Origin of the sequence: Anaerobutyricum hallii DSM 3353 (assembly GCF_000173975.1) — a bacterium.
GTDB classification, from domain to species: Bacteria; Bacillota; Clostridia; order Lachnospirales; family Lachnospiraceae; genus Anaerobutyricum; species Anaerobutyricum hallii.
On sequence record NZ_ACEP01000078.1, the window covers coordinates 1 to 15,576 of the forward strand.

The window sequence follows — 15,576 nt, forward strand, 5'->3', positions numbered from 1 at the left end:
ATATCGTATCTCTTCGCGGGCTGTCTTTGGCTAGATTTTGTTTGAATTAAATAGTTGATTGCGGGGATTTGGGGGAGAGAGTAGAAAATTTCTGCTTGCTCTGAAATTATTGTGAACAGATGCTTTGCATTTAAATTGAAGTTATAAAGGTTGAAAAGGGAAATTGAGGCTTACTTCTTGCTCCAATATAATATAGTCAAGTTAAATCATCCTCCCCTATTCCCATTCATTCTAGAGTAAGCAGAAGACATCAGCTTCTGTCCTCAAATCCCCGCCCCCCTGTTTGATTCATCTTCTCCAGCCACAGCACAGAAGCCATTGCCCCCAATAAGGCATATTTGTGGTCTCGGAGCAAGGTTTGGATGCGAGCGGGTAAGCGAACATTCAAACCGCCGCGACTAAAATCACAAATATGCCTTATTGGGGGCAATGGCTTCGTCTGTAGTTCGCTTAATGAATTAAATAGTAAATTGACATATTTTTTGAAAGCGGTTATGATATATTATGTCTGCCTTATAGGGCAAAGAATGAAGTGGAGGAGTTTATGTATCAGTTTTTTATACAGCCTGATAGTATTAAAGAAGAGGAGATTTGGATTGCAGACCCGCAGGATGTAAATCACATTCGTAATGTTCTCCGTATGAAAAAGGGAGAAAAAGTTTCTCTTTGTTGCGAAGCAAAGGGAAAGGAGTACATTTGTAGTATAGAAGAGATAGAATCAGATATCGTCAAGGCGGCAATTATTGATATTAACGGAGAGTCGAGAGAACTGCCGGTAAAGATTACGCTTTTTCAAGGACTTCCAAAGAGTGACAAGATGGAACTTATCATTCAAAAAGCGGTAGAACTCGGGGTGGCAGAGATTGTGCCGATGGCAACAAAAAGAGCGGTTGTAAAGCTTGATGCGAAGAAGGCGGCAAAGAAAGTACAGCGATGGAATGAGATTGCAAAAAGTGCGGCTAAGCAGTCAAAGAGAGGTCTGATTCCAGAAGTAAAGCCCGTAATGTCTTTTAAAGAAGCTGTGGAATATGGAAAGAGTATGGATATGCTACTCATTCCGTATGAGGATGCCAAGGGAATCGCACATTCCAGAGAAGTGGTAGAAACAGTAAAAGATAAAAAGAGTCTGGGAATTTATATCGGACCGGAAGGTGGTTTTCCGGAAGAAGAGGTTTCTCTTGCGATGAAAGCAGGAGCAGAACCGGTTACACTTGGGCACCGCATTTTGCGGACGGAAACGGCAGGAATGACATTACTTTCTATATTAATGTTTATGTTAGAAGAAGATTGATTTGGTGTAGATAGTAGAAATTTAATTGATGAAAAGTCAAACAGAGGATACTCTGTTTGACGATAGAATTTTAACAGGAGGACAAAATGGCAGGTTCATCATTTGGGACATTGTTTTGTATGACAACATGGGGAGAAACACACGGAAAAGGTGTGGGTGTTGTAGTGGACGGTTGTCCGGCAGGCCTTTCTCTTTGTGAGGAGGATATACAGAAGTATTTGAATAGAAGAAAGCCGGGACAGTCAAAGTACACAACAAAGCGAAAAGAAGATGATAAGGTGGAGATTTTATCGGGAGTTTTTGAGGGAAAGACAACAGGAACTCCAATTTCTATGGCGGTATTTAATAAAGACCAGCATTCAAAAGATTACTCTGCAATCAAGGATATTTACCGTCCGGGCCATGCAGATTATACATTTGATAAGAAGTATGGTTTCCGTGATTATCGCGGTGGCGGCCGTTCTTCAGGAAGAGAGACAACAGCAAGAGTAGCAGCAGGTGCAGTAGCAGCAAAAGTATTAAAAGAACTTGGCATTGAAGTATTTGCTTATACAAAAGCAATTGGGCCAGTTCAAATTGATGAAAATAGATTTTCAAAAGAAGAACGAGATAAGAACGCATTATATATGCCGGATGCACAGGCAGCAGCACAGGCGGAAGAGTATCTTCAGGAGAAAATGAAAGAGTTAGACTCCTGTGGTGGCATTGTGGAATGTGTAATTACAGGAATGCCCGTCGGTGTTGGTGAGCCGGTATTTGATAAATTAAGTGCGAATCTTGGAAAAGCAATTTTATCTATCGGAGCAGTAAAAGGCTTCGAAATCGGAGATGGATTTGCGGCGGCAGCAAGTGCTGGTTCTGAGAATAATGATGATTTTTATAATGATAATGGTACGGTGAAAAAGAAAACGAATCATGCAGGTGGTGTGCTTGGTGGAATGAGCGATGGTTCAGTAATTACATTTCGTGCAGCATTTAAGCCAACTCCATCGATTGCACAGCCACAGCAGACAGTAAATAGAGATGGCAAAGATACAGAAATTGTAATTCACGGAAGACATGACCCGATTATTGTGCCAAGAGCAGTCGTTGTTGTAGAGACAATGGCAGCGGTAACTGTTCTTGATCTGCTGCTTCAGAATATGGGGAGCCGCTTAGATAGCGTAAAAAACTTCTACGAAAATGAGAAAAAATAAGGATAGAGGTTGTACATTTGCTTTGTTTATGATAAAATTAAATTTATGTGTAAAGTTAAGGAGAGTATATGTATAAGTTATTAACGAAAGATGGCATGGCCAAACGAGGAGAGTTTGAGACAGTCCATGGTACGATACAGACTCCTGTTTTTATGAATGTAGGAACAGTAGGAGCAATCAAAGGTGCTGTAAGCACGGATGACCTTCGTACAATCGGAACGCAGGTGGAGCTGTCTAATACCTATCATCTTCATGTAAGAACAGGTGATAAACTGATCAAACAGTTTGGCGGGCTTCATAAATTTATGGGATGGGATAAACCAATCCTTACCGATTCTGGCGGATTTCAGGTATTTTCTCTGTCAGGTCTTCGAAAGATAAAGGAAGAAGGCGTATATTTCCAGTCACATATTGATGGACATCATATTTTTATGGGACCGGAAGAAAGTATGCAGATTCAGTCTAATCTTGGTTCTACGATTGCGATGGCATTTGATGAATGTCCTTCAAGTCGGGCAGACAGAACCTACATTCAGAATTCTGTTGACAGAACAACAAGATGGTTAGAACGCTGTAAAAAAAAGATGCAGGAATTAAACAGCCTGCCAGATACCGTAAATCCACACCAGATGTTATTTGGTATTAATCAGGGTGGTGTTTTTGCGGATATCCGTATCGAGCACGCTAAAAGAATCAGTGAGCTTGATTTAGATGGTTATGCAGTTGGCGGACTTGCAGTAGGAGAGACACATGATGAGATGTACTATATCCTTGATGAAGTTGTTCCATATCTGCCGGAAAATAAACCAACTTACCTTATGGGTGTAGGAACCCCAGCAAATATTATTGAGGCAGTTGACAGAGGAATTGACTTCTTTGACTGTGTATATCCTTCCAGAAATGGAAGACACGGACATGTGTATACGCATCATGGAAAGTTAAATCTTTTTAATAAGAAGTTTGAATTAGACCCCCGCCCAATCGAGGAAGGATGCCAGTGTCCGGCATGTCGGACATACAGCAGAGCCTATATCAGACACCTGCTCAAGGCAAAAGAGATGCTTGGAATGCGTCTTTGTGTTCTTCATAACCTGTATTTCTATAATCATTTAATGGAAGAAATACGTGGAGCAATTGATGAACACCGCTACAAAGAGTTCAAAAAAACCACATTAGAAGGTTTTTTGACACCGGAAGAAGAATACCGGTAATATATTATATAGAAGAATAACGGAGGTAAGGACATGTTATTAGCACAGAGTGCGAGCGCAAGCTCATCTATTACAATGATCATTGCATATGTCATTCTTTTTGGAGCGATTATCTACTTTATGACAATCCGTCCACAGAAGAAGCAGCAGAAAGCAGCAGACGAGATGCATGCAGGAATGCAGGCTGGAGACAGCGTATTGACTACAAGCGGATTCTATGGCGTAATCATCGACATCATGGATGACACTGTAATCGTAGAATTTGGTAACAACCGTAACTGCAGAATCCCAATGCAGAAAGATGCTATTGCAGCAGTGGAGAAGCCAAATCTTACAAAGACAGAAGAAGAGTAATTTCGTTTGAGATAACAGACGAAAAATGAAAAAGCAGATATCCTATATTTGTGATTCTATTGCTGAGGGTTGGATGTTCACCTCCGGGTTTACATTCAATCCTCGCTAAGGCCACAAATATAGGATATCTGTTTTTTGCTAAATTGAAAGTACTCTCCAGTTTAACAAAGACAGAAATTAAGAGACCGCCAATATATAAAAAATGCGCCTTAGAGCAAGCTCTTAATGCGGACGAGCATTAAGAGCGCAGTGATACGAAGCATTTTTTATATATTGGCGGTCTCTTAATTTCGTCTCTCCTGTTCTAAACAGAGAACCCTTTTCATAGGCTATAAAAAAGCCTTTGGTGCAGCCTATGGATGGAATTTCGTATAAAAAATGGATGGAGCGTGCAGCAGGCCTGTTTCTTTCTGCATTAATTGCAGTATTACTCACAATGCTATTTTTAGCAGTGTTTGCATTTGCCATGTTGAAAGGTAATCTTTCCGCTTCCGTAGAAAAAATTGGTTTAATTGTTATGAGTGTGATGGCTTGTTTTGTCGGGGGATTTTTGTGTGGGAAAAAGAATATAAAAAAACGGTATTTATGGGGGCTTGGCGTAGGTGTTTTATATTGCTTGTTTTTTGGAGTAATACGTGTCGGGATGGGGCAGGCATTTGTGACAGATACAACAGCATTTTTTACAATGATGCTGTATTGTGCGGCAGGAGGAATGCTTGGAGGAATGTTAAGCTAAAAAGTTCTTTTCTTACGGGAGGGTTTGTGTTATAATAATCTACAAAGTGTCATCTTAGATGCTTTACATACTAGATCATGAAGTGAGGAGGCGTTATTAATGAAACGTGTAAAGACACTGACCGGAAACAAAACTTACGGTACTACAATGTGTAAAGGTGGATGCGGCGAGTGCCAGACATCCTGCCAGTCTGCCTGCAAGACATCTTGTACAGTAGGTAACCAGACTTGCGAGAGTAATAAATAATTAGAGAGCACAACAGGAAGAATGCTTCCTGATATATGCTTGAAGTAGGGTGGACTGTCTTTTTTGTCAGTTCACCTTATCTCTTGTATGGAAAAGTATGTTTGCAGAGATTACTTTATTGTAAGTTGAAAATATTGTATACAGGAATGTTCTGTATTATATATCTATTTTAAAGTTAGCAGGACATATCTTCAAATTAAAAATATATTTTAGAAAATTAAGTATAAAAAACTATAAAAGAAATAGAAAGGGATATTTAACGTGATTCACCAGTATAAAAATAATGGATATAATATTGTCATGGATGTGTGCAGTGGTGCCATTCATGTTGTTGATGATGTAACTTATGATGTCATTGCTTTATATGAAGAAAAAAGCTTAGAAGAAATAGAAAATGAACTTTCTTACAGCAAGGAAGATATTGAGGAAGCATATAAAGAGGTAACTTCTTTAAAAGAAGAGGGACTTTTATTTACAGAAGATATTTACGAAGATTATATTAAAGAGGTAAAGAGCAGAAAGACAGTAGTAAAGGCACTTTGCCTGCATATTGCGCATGATTGTAATCTTGCCTGCCGCTATTGTTTTGCAGAAGAAGGAGAGTATAAAGGACACCGTGAACTTATGAGTGCAAAGGTTGGAAAGGCTGCCCTTGATTTCCTTGTAGCCAATTCTGGAAACCGTCATAATCTTGAAGTTGACTTCTTTGGCGGTGAGCCAACAATGAACTTCGGTGTTGTAAAGGAAGTTGTAGAATATGGACGTTCTCTTGAAGAAAAACATAACAAACATTTCCGTTTCACTTTGACAACCAATGGTGTGCTGTTAAATGACGAGATTATGGAATTTGCCAATAAAGAAATGGACAACGTTGTTTTAAGTGTCGATGGACGTAAAGAAATCCATGATTACATGCGTCCTACAAGAAATGGTAAGCCAAGCTATGACCTTATCATGCCGAAGTTTATCCGTTTTGCAGAGTCCAGACATCAGCAGAAATACTATGTAAGAGGAACATTTACCAATAGAAATCTTGATTTTTCCAAAGATGTTCTTCATCTTGCAGACTTAGGATTTGAACAGATTTCCATGGAACCAGTTGTTGGACAGCCAGAAGAGCCGTACGCAATTCAGGAAAAAGACCTTCCACAGATTTTTGATGAGTATGACAGACTTGCAAAAGAAATGATTAAGAGAGAAAAAGCAGGAAAAGGCTTTAATTTCTTCCACTTTATGATTGACCTTACAGGTGGTCCATGTGTAGCAAAAAGACTTTCCGGCTGTGGAAGCGGAACAGAGTATTTAGCAGTAACACCATGGGGAGATTTATATCCTTGTCACCAGTTTGTAGGAGAAGAGAAATTCCTTCTTGGTAACGTTTTTGATGGAATCAAGCGTACCGATATTTGTGACGAATTCCGTTCCTGCAACGTATACACAAAGAAAAAATGTAAAGACTGTTTTGCGAGATTCTACTGTAGCGGCGGCTGTCCTGCAAACTCTTATAATTTCCATGGAACAATTGATGATTCTTATGATTTAAGTTGCGATATGGAGCGTAAGAGAGTAGAATGCGCAATTATGATTAAGGCTGCATTAGCAGATACAGAAGGCGAAGAAGAATAGATGGAAAAGTGGTTTATCGCTTCAAAAAGAGCAGATTTTAATAAAATTGGTGAGATATTTCATATCAGCCCGGTAACGGCGCGTCTGATGAGAAATAGGAGCTTAACAACAGTTAGGGAAATGCAGCGTTATCTTTATGGTTCTCTGTCTGATTTATATGATTCTCATCTTTTGAAAGATGCCGATAAGGGAGCGGAAATCATAAAAGAGAAGATAGAAACAGGCAAAAAGATTCGGATTATTTCGGATTATGATGTAGATGGTGTTTCATCAAACTATATTTTATATCAGGGATTAAAACGCTGTGGTGCGGATGTTGATTATAAGATTCCTGACCGTGTGGAAGACGGTTATGGAATTAATGAACATCTGATAGAAAAGGCAGCAGAGGACGGAATTGATACGATTATCACCTGTGACAATGGAATTGCGGCAGCAGAACAGATTGCTTATGGAAATTCTTTAGGACTCACCCTGATTGTGACAGATCATCATGATATTCCGTTTCAAAGGCAAGAAGATGGAAGCATTTCTTATAATTTGCCGTCAGCCGCTGCCGTTATTAATCCGAAGCAAAAAGATTGTCCGTATCCATTTGAAAATATATGCGGAGCGGTTGTTGTCTACAAGTTTATTCAGGTGCTTTATGATTTGTTTGGAATTGACCGTAGAGAAAGTGAAGTATTTCTTGAGATTGCGGCGATGGCAACAGTCTGTGACGTTATGCCATTGTGTGATGAGAACCGTATTATCGTAAAGGAAGGCCTGCGACGGATACAGCATACGAATATTACCGGGCTGCAAGCTTTAATTGAGGCAAATCATCTTGAAGAAAAAAAGATATCTTCTTATCACTTTGGATTTATTCTCGGTCCGTGTATTAATGCTTCCGGTCGTTTGACCTCTGCAAAAGATGCGTTAGAACTTCTTCTATGCGAAGATAAAGAACTTTGCAGGCAGAAAGCAGAAGCACTCACACAGCTAAATGCAGAGCGAAAAGAAATGACAGCTAACGGGGTAAAAGCTGCAAAAGAATATCTCGAAAGCACGGGACATGCAAACGATAAGGTACTTGTTGTATATCTTCCAAACTGTCACGAAAGTATCGCCGGAATTATTGCCGGAAGAATGAAAGAACATTACCATAAGCCAGTATTTGTCATCACAAGAACAAAAGAAGGATTAAAAGGCTCTGGCCGTTCTATCGAAGCCTATCATATGTATAAGGAAATGAACAAAATCAAGGAATGTTTCGATAAATTCGGTGGGCACCCGATGGCAGCAGGATTTTCTATGCAGGAAGACCGCTTAGAAGAATTCCGGGAAAAATTAAATGCCAACGCAACCCTTACCGAAGATGATTTCGCAGAAAAAGTTCACATTGATGTAGCCTTGCCGATATCTTATTTATCCGAAAGTCTCATCAATGAATTTGAATTACTAGAACCATTTGGAAATGAAAACACAAAACCGCTCTTTGCACAAAAAGACCTTTACATAAAAGGAATGCGGGTACTCGGAACAACAGGCAGATGTTTAAAACTCTTCCTGTCGGATGCCAATGGAACAAGCATAGATGCCATGTATTTTGGAGAATCCGATGTATTTTTAGAAGAACTCATCTCTTTTTGTGGAAAAGAAGAGGCACAGAGAATTCAAAAAGGCCTGTCACATCATATATGGATGGATGTGACTTATTATCCACAGGTAAATGAATGGCGAGGGCAGAAGAATATCCAAATCGTCATCCAGAATTATCGTTTTAAAAATTTATGAGATAAATTTTTTAGTGCTTCTTTCGCATATTTTTTCGTCTGTTTAGATTCCCAATTAATAAAAAACTATCCTAATTTGACAAATAAGGCGAGAATCAATAGAATAATATGAGGATGAAAAGAGAGATACATCAAAATCGCTATGAATTAAGAGATAGATAAGGAGAAAATATGGAACAGGAGAAAAAACAGCCAGATGTCAGATTGATAGGATTAGATTTAGATGGAACAACGCTCACTTCAGATAAGGTGTTAACTCCACATACAAAGGAAGTACTTGAGAAATGTCTTGCGGAAGGGATTCAGGTTTTACCGGCAACAGGAAGAGTAAAATCGGGTATTCCAGAGTATTTAACACAGATTGAAGGAATGAGATATGTTATTTTATCCAATGGTGCAAGTGTATTAGATTTAAAAGAGGATAAAGTTCTTTATCAGAATTGTATTCCGTGGGAGAGAGCATTGGAGTTATTCGATGTGTTAGAAACATATGATACATTTTATGATATTTATGCATTAGGAGCTGGCTGGTGTGAGGCTCGCTTTTATGATAATGTAGAAAACTATGGAATTGAGAAACATATCGAGAAGCTGGTTCGTACATCACGCAATCGTATTGATGATTTAAGAGAGTGGATGAAAGAAAATAAAGCTCCAGTGGAGAAGATAAATATGTTCTTTGCAAAGGAAGAAGACAGACAGAGAGCTTTCCGTGAACTTGGACAGATAGAAGATTTGGCGGTTACCTGTTCTCTTGGTAATAATCTTGAGATTAATGGGGCAACTTGTAATAAAGGAGATGCGATGCTCAATCTTGGAAAAATTCTTGATATTCCGATAGAAAGTATTATGGCGTGCGGCGATGGCAATAACGATTTTGAGATGGTTAAGATGGCTGGTGTCGGTGTTGCTATGAAAAACGGAGAAGAGTCTTTGAAAGAGGTTGCAGATTTTGTGACAAAGACAAATGATGAGGAGGGCGTAGCATACGCTATCGAGCATTTTTGTAATGTGTAAGTAGAAATAAACGTTTTTCTGTTGTTTTTTACATAAAAAATCTGTTATAATTAATCATAAGAAGAAAAAGCGCGAAGATAAAAGTCTGTGCTTAATAGTTTTATGCCTGATTTGGGGGCAGAAAGGGTGGACAAAGTGAAAAAACTTGAAGATTATGTCATTAATATTCCAGATTTCCCAAAGCCGGGAATTATTTTCAGAGATATTACCTCTATTTTACGTGATCCGGAGGGACTGAAACTTAGCGTACATGAATTAATGCATTGCTTAGAGGGAACAGAGTTTGACGTAGTTGTTGGAGCGGAATCCCGTGGATTTTTATTTGGTATGCCTCTTGCTTACAATAAAAGCAAGGGATTTGTTCCTGTCCGTAAGAAAGGAAAGCTGCCAAGAGAGACTGTAAGCAAAGAATATGCTTTAGAGTATGGAACAGCAGAGATTGAAATCCATAAAGAGGACATTCGTCCAGGACAAAGAATCGTATTTGTAGATGACCTTTTAGCAACTGGTGGAACAGCAAAGGCTGCGATTGATCTGATCGAAGAACTTGGTGGCGTTGTCGTAAAGGTTCTGTTTGTTATGGAACTTGAGGGATTGCATGGCCGTGATGTATTAAAAGGCTATGATGTAGAGTCTGTTATTACTTATCCTGGAAAGTAATTTTGAAGGAAAAGAAACTGTGTGGATGGAATTTTTCGGAAACACAGTTTTTCTTTGTGTAAAAATTGTTCTGTAGTTATAAATTTGAATTTTCATTTGCAATTTCTTTCTTTAAATCCTGCATTTTGCTTTACAAAAAGAAGAAAATGGAGTATTATGAAATATACTTAATTTTACAGAATAGGTGGAAGAATAGAGTGGAACATTTAAATTTATTACAGAGAATAGAGAAGAAGTCTTCCGAGTTCAGTAAAGGACAGAGAAGACTGGCTCAGTATATTACAGAGAACTATGATATTGCGGCGTATCTTACCGCTTCAAAGCTTGGAAAGGAAGCAGGAGTCAGTGAGTCTACAGTGGTTCGTTTTGCTTATCAGCTTGATTACGAGGGATATCCAGAGCTACAGAAGGCAATTCAGGTTATTGTAAAGACAAATTCAAACTCCATTCAGAGAATGTCCCTTTCCTCAAAAAGATATCAGGAAAAAGGTGTATTAAAGAGTATTTTGTATACAGATTCAGAGAGGCTTCGCGATACGATTCAGAGCGGTGTAGATGAGGAAGAATTTAACAGATCCGTTATGCTTATCAATGACGCAAGAAGATTATATATTTTAGGTGCGAGAAGTGCAGCCTATCTTGCCGGTCTGATGGGATATTATTTTAAGATGATGTTTGACAATGTAATTATCGTAGATGCCAACAGCACGTCCGAGACATTAGAGCAGATTTACGATATCAGTGATAAGGATGTTATGATGGGAATTACTTTTCCAAGATATTCAAAGAGAACCATCTGTGCGCTTCAGTATGCGAAGAATCATGGAGCGAAGACAATCGCACTTACCGACAATATGCAGTCTCCAATTGTAGAGTATGCAGATTGTAAATTAATTGCAAAGAGTGATGTAATGACAATCGTGGATTCTTTAGTATGTCCGTTAAGTGTGGTGAATGCGATGGTTACAGCGATTGCATTGCTTCGTAAGGATGATGTAGAGAAGCGTCTTATGGCACTTGAAGAACTCTGGAACGAGTATGATGTTTATAACAGGAGTTTACTATAATGAACAAAGTAATTATTGTAGGCGGAGGGGCAGCCGGTATGATGGCTGCCATTTCTGCGTCTAAAGAGGGGAAAAAGGCCTGCATTCTTGAAAAGAACGAAAAACTTGGCAAGAAGCTTTTTATTACGGGGAAAGGCAGATGCAATATTACAAATGCCTGCCCGGCAGACGAATTTCTTACCCATGTGGTAACAAATCCAAGATTTTTATACAGTACATTTTCGCAGTTTAATAATGAGGATATGATGGACTATTTAGAAGAAATCGGTCTTCCGATAAAGACAGAGAGAGGACAGAGAGTATTTCCACAGTCCGACCGGTCTTCGGATGTAATTGATGCATTAAAGAAACAGTGTAAAAAAGGCGGGGTACAGATTTACTATCACACAGAAGTAAAAGAACTGCTTTTTGATGAAGAAAAAGAAAACTGTGTTGGTGTACTCTTGTCTGACGGAAAGAAAATGATGGGAGATTCTGTTATCCTTGCCTGCGGCGGCTTTTCCTACGCTTCTACCGGTTCCAATGGATCGGGATATACACTTGCAAAGCAAGCAGGACATAAGATTAAGTCTATAGAACCATCTTTAGTTCCATTTGAGATGAAAGAAATGTGGTGCAAAGATTTGATGGGACTTACTTTAAAGAATATAGGGGTGCGTATCAAAGCAAAGAAAAAGACAGTTTATGAGGGGTTTGGAGAATTTCTCTTTACGCATTTTGGAGTGAGTGGTCCGCTTGTTCTTACAGCAAGTACCTGTCTTGGAAAATATCAGAAAGAGTTAGAGGCAGGCGAATTAAAACTGATTCTTGATTTAAAAGCCTCTCTTACCCCGGAACAGTTAGATAAACGGTTTTTAAGAGAATTTGACACTTATCGTAATAAAAATATTTCTAATGTGATGGAACGTCTTCTTCCAAAGAAAATGATTCCTGTTTTTTTAGAAGAAGCACAGATTCCGGAAGATAAAAAGATAAGAGACATCAGCAAAAAAGAAAGAAGGCATATGATTGAGCTGATGAAGAATTTCGAGATGCATATCACAGGAGTCCGTGGCTTTAATGAGGCAATCGTCACGAGAGGCGGAGTAAATGTAAAAGAAATTAATCCGTCTACAATGGAGTCTAAAAAAGTAAAACATTTATTTTTTGCCGGAGAAATGATGGATTTAGATGCTGTCACAGGCGGCTATAACCTGCAGATTGCATGGACAACAGGCTACGTAGCAGGTAAAAATGCGTAAAGAAAACGTAAAATTTAAAAAATTATAAAAAATTAGTTTTTTTTTCGGAAAAATATGTTACACTAATCAAGTGTAGGTAAAAGTGAAATCACTGTATACGCAGTCAGGTTTCAAAAGAATGGGAGGAAATGTCCATGTACAGTATAGCAATTGATGGGCCAGCAGGAGCTGGAAAGAGCACGATTGCAAAGGCAATCGCAGAAGATATAGGTTTTATATATGTAGATACCGGAGCAATGTACCGGGCAATCGCTTTATATTTTTTGCGTAAAGGTATTGATGGACATGACAGGAAGCTCGTTGCGGCAGAATGTCCTAACATTCATGTAACTTTAGAATATGACGAGGAAGGAAAACAGCAGGTTATCTTAAATGGTGAGAATGTTACCGGATATATCCGTAAGGAAGAAGTCGGTAAGATGGCATCAGTGACATCCGCTGTTCCAGAAGTAAGAGCTGCACTGCTTGATCTGCAGCGCGATATGGCGAAGACTTCGGATATCCTCATGGATGGAAGAGACATTGGAACGAATGTCCTGCCAGATGCATCTCTTAAGATTTATCTGACGGCCTCTGCTGATGTAAGAGCGAAGAGACGTTATGACGAATTGAAAGAGAAAGGTGCAGACTGTGATATCGAGCAGATTAAGACCGATATTATAGCAAGAGATAAGCAGGATATGGAGAGAGAGATCGCTCCATTATGCCAGGCAGAAGATGCCATACTGGTAGATTCTTCTGATATGTCAATTCCGCAGGTGATTGATACTATTATCTCCGAATTTAAAAAAATAAAATAATATTGCCGGAGTAAATGATGAAAATTAACATAGCAAAATCTGCTGGCTTTTGTTTTGGAGTAAAGAGAGCTGTAGATACCGTGTATAAAGAATCTTCTAAGAAGAATGTTTATACATTCGGGCCGATCATTCACAATGATGAAGTTGTCGCAGATCTGGAAAGACAAGGGGTTCATGTCATCAATGACAGTGAAGATTTCAAGTCTCTTTCAGAGGGAACGATTATTATTCGTTCTCACGGCGTGTCAAAAGCAATTTATGATGAGATCCTTAATGCGGGTCTTGATTTAGTGGATGCGACCTGCCCTTTTGTGAGAAAGATTCATAAAATCGTCGAGCGGGAGAGTGGGGATGGCAGAGTAATCATTATTATAGGCAATAACCATCATCCTGAAGTAGAAGGGATTATGGGTTGGTGCCATACGCATCCGATTGTAATTGAGAATCGAGAGCAGGCAGAAGGAATTGAGTTAGATGCTGATACGAAGATATCTATCGTGTCCCAGACGACATTTAACTACAATAAGTTTCAAGATTTAGTTGAAATTATCTCAGAAAAGGGTTATGATATAAATGTTTTTAACACGATTTGTAATGCGACTGAGGAGCGTCAGACGGAAGTCAGGGAACTGGCGAAGAAGTCCGATGCGATGATAGTAATCGGTGGCAGACACAGTTCGAATACTCAAAAGCTTTTTGAGATAAGTAAAAAAGAATGTAGTAATACTTTTTATATACAAACAAAAAATGATTTGAATATGGAGGATTTTTCTAATATCGGGATGCTCGGTATTACTGCAGGGGCTTCAACCCCAAATAATATTATCAAGGAGGTTCATGAAAGCATGGCAGAAATGAGTTTTGACCAGATGCTGGAAGAAAGTTTTAAGACAATCAGAAATGGAGAGGTAGTTCAGGGTACTATTATCGATGTAAAAGAGGATGAAATCATCTTAAATATTGGATATAAAGCCGACGGTATCATTTCAAGAAACGAATATTCCAACGACCAGAATTTAGACTTAACAACAGTTGCTAAAGTTGGTGACGAGATGGAAGCTAAAGTTCTTAAAGTGAATGATGGCGAAGGACAGGTTCTCTTAACATATAAGAGACTTAAAGCAGAGAAAGGTAATAAGAGATTAGAGGAAGCATTTAACAACCACGAAGTATTAAAAGCTCCTGTAGCTAAAGTTCTTGATGGTGGTTTAAGTGTTGTAGTGGAAGAAACAAGAGTATTCATCCCTGCAAGCCTTGTATCCGATACTTACGAGAAGAACTTAAAGAAATATGACGGACAGGAAATCGAGTTCGTTATTACAGAGTTCAACCCTCGCAAGAGAAGAATCATCGGTGACCGTAAGCAGCTTTTAGTAGCAGAGAAGAAAGCAAAACAGGAAGCACTGTTTGCAAAAATCGAAGCTGGTATGACTGTAGAAGGAACTGTAAAGAACGTAACAGATTTCGGTGCATTCATCGATTTAGGTGGAGCAGACGGACTTCTTCACATCTCCGAAATGAGCTGGGGACGTGTTGAGAATCCTAAGAAAGTTTTCACAGTAGGTGAAAAATTAAACGTTCTTATCAAAGATATCCAGGGAGAAAAGATTGCATTATCCTTAAAATTCCCTGAAACAAACCCATGGCTTCACGCTGACGAAAAATACGCAGTAGGTAACGAAGTAACTGGTAAAGTTGCTCGTATGACAGACTTCGGTGCATTCGTTGAATTAGAGCCAGGCGTAGATGCATTACTTCATGTTTCTCAGATTGCTAAAGAGCACATCGAGAAACCATCTGATGTATTAAAAGTAGGTCAGGAAGTTACAGCTAAAGTTGTAGATTTCAAGAAAGATGATCGTAAGATCAGCTTAAGCATCAAAGCTTTAGATAACGAATAATATTTAGCGGAATTTGGCTAGGTAGACGAAAATAAAAAAGACTTATAATAGCACCTGTGACTTTAGTCGCGGCGTGTTGAATGTTCGCTTAAGGGCTTGCATCCAACACTTGCTCCGAGGTCACATCTGCTATTATAAGTCATTTTCATTTTCTGACTTTGGCGCAAATTCCGCTGTGGAGGATTTGAGGATTCTCCAGAAGAGGATGGGAGTGGGTGGAAAATTTTCTTCGTTATAGTTAATGTTTCACTGGCATTTTATATAGTTTTGCTATAAATAAAACTTCTTATAAGTATAATATATATTATGTGAAAATTTATATAGAAAGCATTTCTAAGTCCACATTTAAAAAAGCAGGAATTAGATTTCTGCAATTCTCACTTTAATTTATCAAAAAACAGAAAAAAGCCCCTATTAATCCTCCCAGATGTGACCTCGGAGCAAGTGTTGGATGC

The 15,576-nt window shown here is 38.8% G+C and carries 14 protein-coding genes; all 14 read left to right on the forward strand.

Annotation, left to right across the window (positions count from 1 at the left end):
- Nucleotides 1-544: 544 nt before the first annotated feature.
- The 14 genes from EUBHAL_RS07380 (at nucleotide 545) to EUBHAL_RS07445 (ending at nucleotide 15,121) form a co-directional block, all read left to right on the forward strand.
- The gene (locus tag EUBHAL_RS07380; RefSeq protein WP_005347330.1) at nucleotides 545-1,291 is read left to right on the forward strand and encodes a 16S rRNA (uracil(1498)-N(3))-methyltransferase; all 747 of its coding nucleotides are present in this window, start codon (nucleotides 545-547) and stop codon (nucleotides 1,289-1,291) included.
- An 86-nt stretch (nucleotides 1,292-1,377) separates the two neighbouring features.
- A complete protein-coding gene (aroC, locus tag EUBHAL_RS07385; RefSeq protein WP_005347332.1) occupies nucleotides 1,378-2,487 on the forward strand; it encodes a chorismate synthase in 1,110 nt (369 codons plus the stop codon).
- Nucleotides 2,488-2,555: 68 nt separating this feature from the next.
- Complete coding sequence (tgt, locus tag EUBHAL_RS07390; protein ID WP_005347335.1) at nucleotides 2,556-3,698, forward strand: tRNA guanosine(34) transglycosylase Tgt; 1,143 nt, start codon at nucleotides 2,556-2,558, stop codon at nucleotides 3,696-3,698.
- A gap of 33 nt (nucleotides 3,699-3,731) precedes the next feature.
- Nucleotides 3,732-4,052 carry a preprotein translocase subunit YajC gene (yajC, locus tag EUBHAL_RS07395; protein WP_022170232.1) on the forward strand — a complete coding sequence of 107 codons (321 nt, stop codon included), beginning with the start codon at nucleotides 3,732-3,734 and terminating at the stop codon, nucleotides 4,050-4,052.
- 355 nt (nucleotides 4,053-4,407) lie between these two features.
- Nucleotides 4,408-4,788, forward strand: coding sequence for a TIGR04086 family membrane protein (locus EUBHAL_RS07400; protein WP_005347339.1), 381 nt, complete (start codon nucleotides 4,408-4,410; stop codon nucleotides 4,786-4,788).
- Between the two features lie 99 nt (nucleotides 4,789-4,887).
- The gene (scfA, locus tag EUBHAL_RS07405) at nucleotides 4,888-5,034 is read left to right on the forward strand and encodes a six-cysteine ranthipeptide SCIFF (protein ID WP_005347340.1); all 147 of its coding nucleotides are present in this window, start codon (nucleotides 4,888-4,890) and stop codon (nucleotides 5,032-5,034) included.
- Between the two features lie 261 nt (nucleotides 5,035-5,295).
- Nucleotides 5,296-6,660, forward strand: a complete 1,365-nt coding sequence (gene scfB, locus EUBHAL_RS07410; protein WP_005347343.1) for a thioether cross-link-forming SCIFF peptide maturase — start codon at nucleotides 5,296-5,298, stop codon at nucleotides 6,658-6,660.
- Nucleotides 6,661-8,436, forward strand: a complete 1,776-nt coding sequence (gene recJ / locus EUBHAL_RS07415; protein ID WP_005347344.1) for a single-stranded-DNA-specific exonuclease RecJ — start codon at nucleotides 6,661-6,663, stop codon at nucleotides 8,434-8,436.
- Nucleotides 8,437-8,606: 170 nt separating this feature from the next.
- On the forward strand, nucleotides 8,607-9,452 hold the full coding sequence (locus EUBHAL_RS07420) for a Cof-type HAD-IIB family hydrolase (protein WP_005347345.1): 846 nt from the start codon (nucleotides 8,607-8,609) through the stop codon (nucleotides 9,450-9,452).
- A 135-nt stretch (nucleotides 9,453-9,587) separates the two neighbouring features.
- Nucleotides 9,588-10,112, forward strand: a complete 525-nt coding sequence (locus EUBHAL_RS07425; RefSeq protein WP_044922534.1) for an adenine phosphoribosyltransferase — start codon at nucleotides 9,588-9,590, stop codon at nucleotides 10,110-10,112.
- A 197-nt stretch (nucleotides 10,113-10,309) separates the two neighbouring features.
- Nucleotides 10,310-11,179: a MurR/RpiR family transcriptional regulator gene (locus EUBHAL_RS07430; protein WP_022170228.1), complete on the forward strand. Its 870-nt coding sequence runs from the start codon at nucleotides 10,310-10,312 to the stop codon at nucleotides 11,177-11,179.
- Complete coding sequence (locus tag EUBHAL_RS07435) at nucleotides 11,179-12,420, forward strand: BaiN/RdsA family NAD(P)/FAD-dependent oxidoreductase (RefSeq protein ID WP_005347352.1); 1,242 nt, start codon at nucleotides 11,179-11,181, stop codon at nucleotides 12,418-12,420. The genes EUBHAL_RS07430 and EUBHAL_RS07435 overlap by 1 nt, the downstream gene beginning before the upstream one ends.
- A 134-nt stretch (nucleotides 12,421-12,554) precedes the next feature.
- Entirely contained in the window at nucleotides 12,555-13,220 is a 666-nt protein-coding gene (cmk, locus tag EUBHAL_RS07440) for a (d)CMP kinase (RefSeq protein ID WP_005347354.1), read from the forward strand.
- Between the two features lie 17 nt (nucleotides 13,221-13,237).
- The gene (locus EUBHAL_RS07445; protein ID WP_044922531.1) at nucleotides 13,238-15,121 is read left to right on the forward strand and encodes a bifunctional 4-hydroxy-3-methylbut-2-enyl diphosphate reductase/30S ribosomal protein S1; all 1,884 of its coding nucleotides are present in this window, start codon (nucleotides 13,238-13,240) and stop codon (nucleotides 15,119-15,121) included.
- Nucleotides 15,122-15,576 lie beyond the last annotated feature (455 nt).

Coding starts and splice junctions, on each gene's coding strand:
- EUBHAL_RS07380 (WP_005347330.1), top strand. CDS start 545: ATGTATCAGTTTTTTATACAGCCTGATAGTATTAAAGAAGAGGAGATT.
- aroC (WP_005347332.1), top strand. CDS start 1,378: ATGGCAGGTTCATCATTTGGGACATTGTTTTGTATGACAACATGGGGA.
- tgt (WP_005347335.1), top strand. CDS start 2,556: ATGTATAAGTTATTAACGAAAGATGGCATGGCCAAACGAGGAGAGTTT.
- yajC (WP_022170232.1), top strand. CDS start 3,732: ATGTTATTAGCACAGAGTGCGAGCGCAAGCTCATCTATTACAATGATC.
- EUBHAL_RS07400 (WP_005347339.1), top strand. CDS start 4,408: ATGGATGGAATTTCGTATAAAAAATGGATGGAGCGTGCAGCAGGCCTG.
- scfA (WP_005347340.1), top strand. CDS start 4,888: ATGAAACGTGTAAAGACACTGACCGGAAACAAAACTTACGGTACTACA.
- recJ (WP_005347344.1), top strand. CDS start 6,661: ATGGAAAAGTGGTTTATCGCTTCAAAAAGAGCAGATTTTAATAAAATT.
- EUBHAL_RS07420 (WP_005347345.1), top strand. CDS start 8,607: ATGGAACAGGAGAAAAAACAGCCAGATGTCAGATTGATAGGATTAGAT.
- EUBHAL_RS07435 (WP_005347352.1), top strand. CDS start 11,179: ATGAACAAAGTAATTATTGTAGGCGGAGGGGCAGCCGGTATGATGGCT.
- cmk (WP_005347354.1), top strand. CDS start 12,555: ATGTACAGTATAGCAATTGATGGGCCAGCAGGAGCTGGAAAGAGCACG.
- EUBHAL_RS07445 (WP_044922531.1), top strand. CDS start 13,238: ATGAAAATTAACATAGCAAAATCTGCTGGCTTTTGTTTTGGAGTAAAG.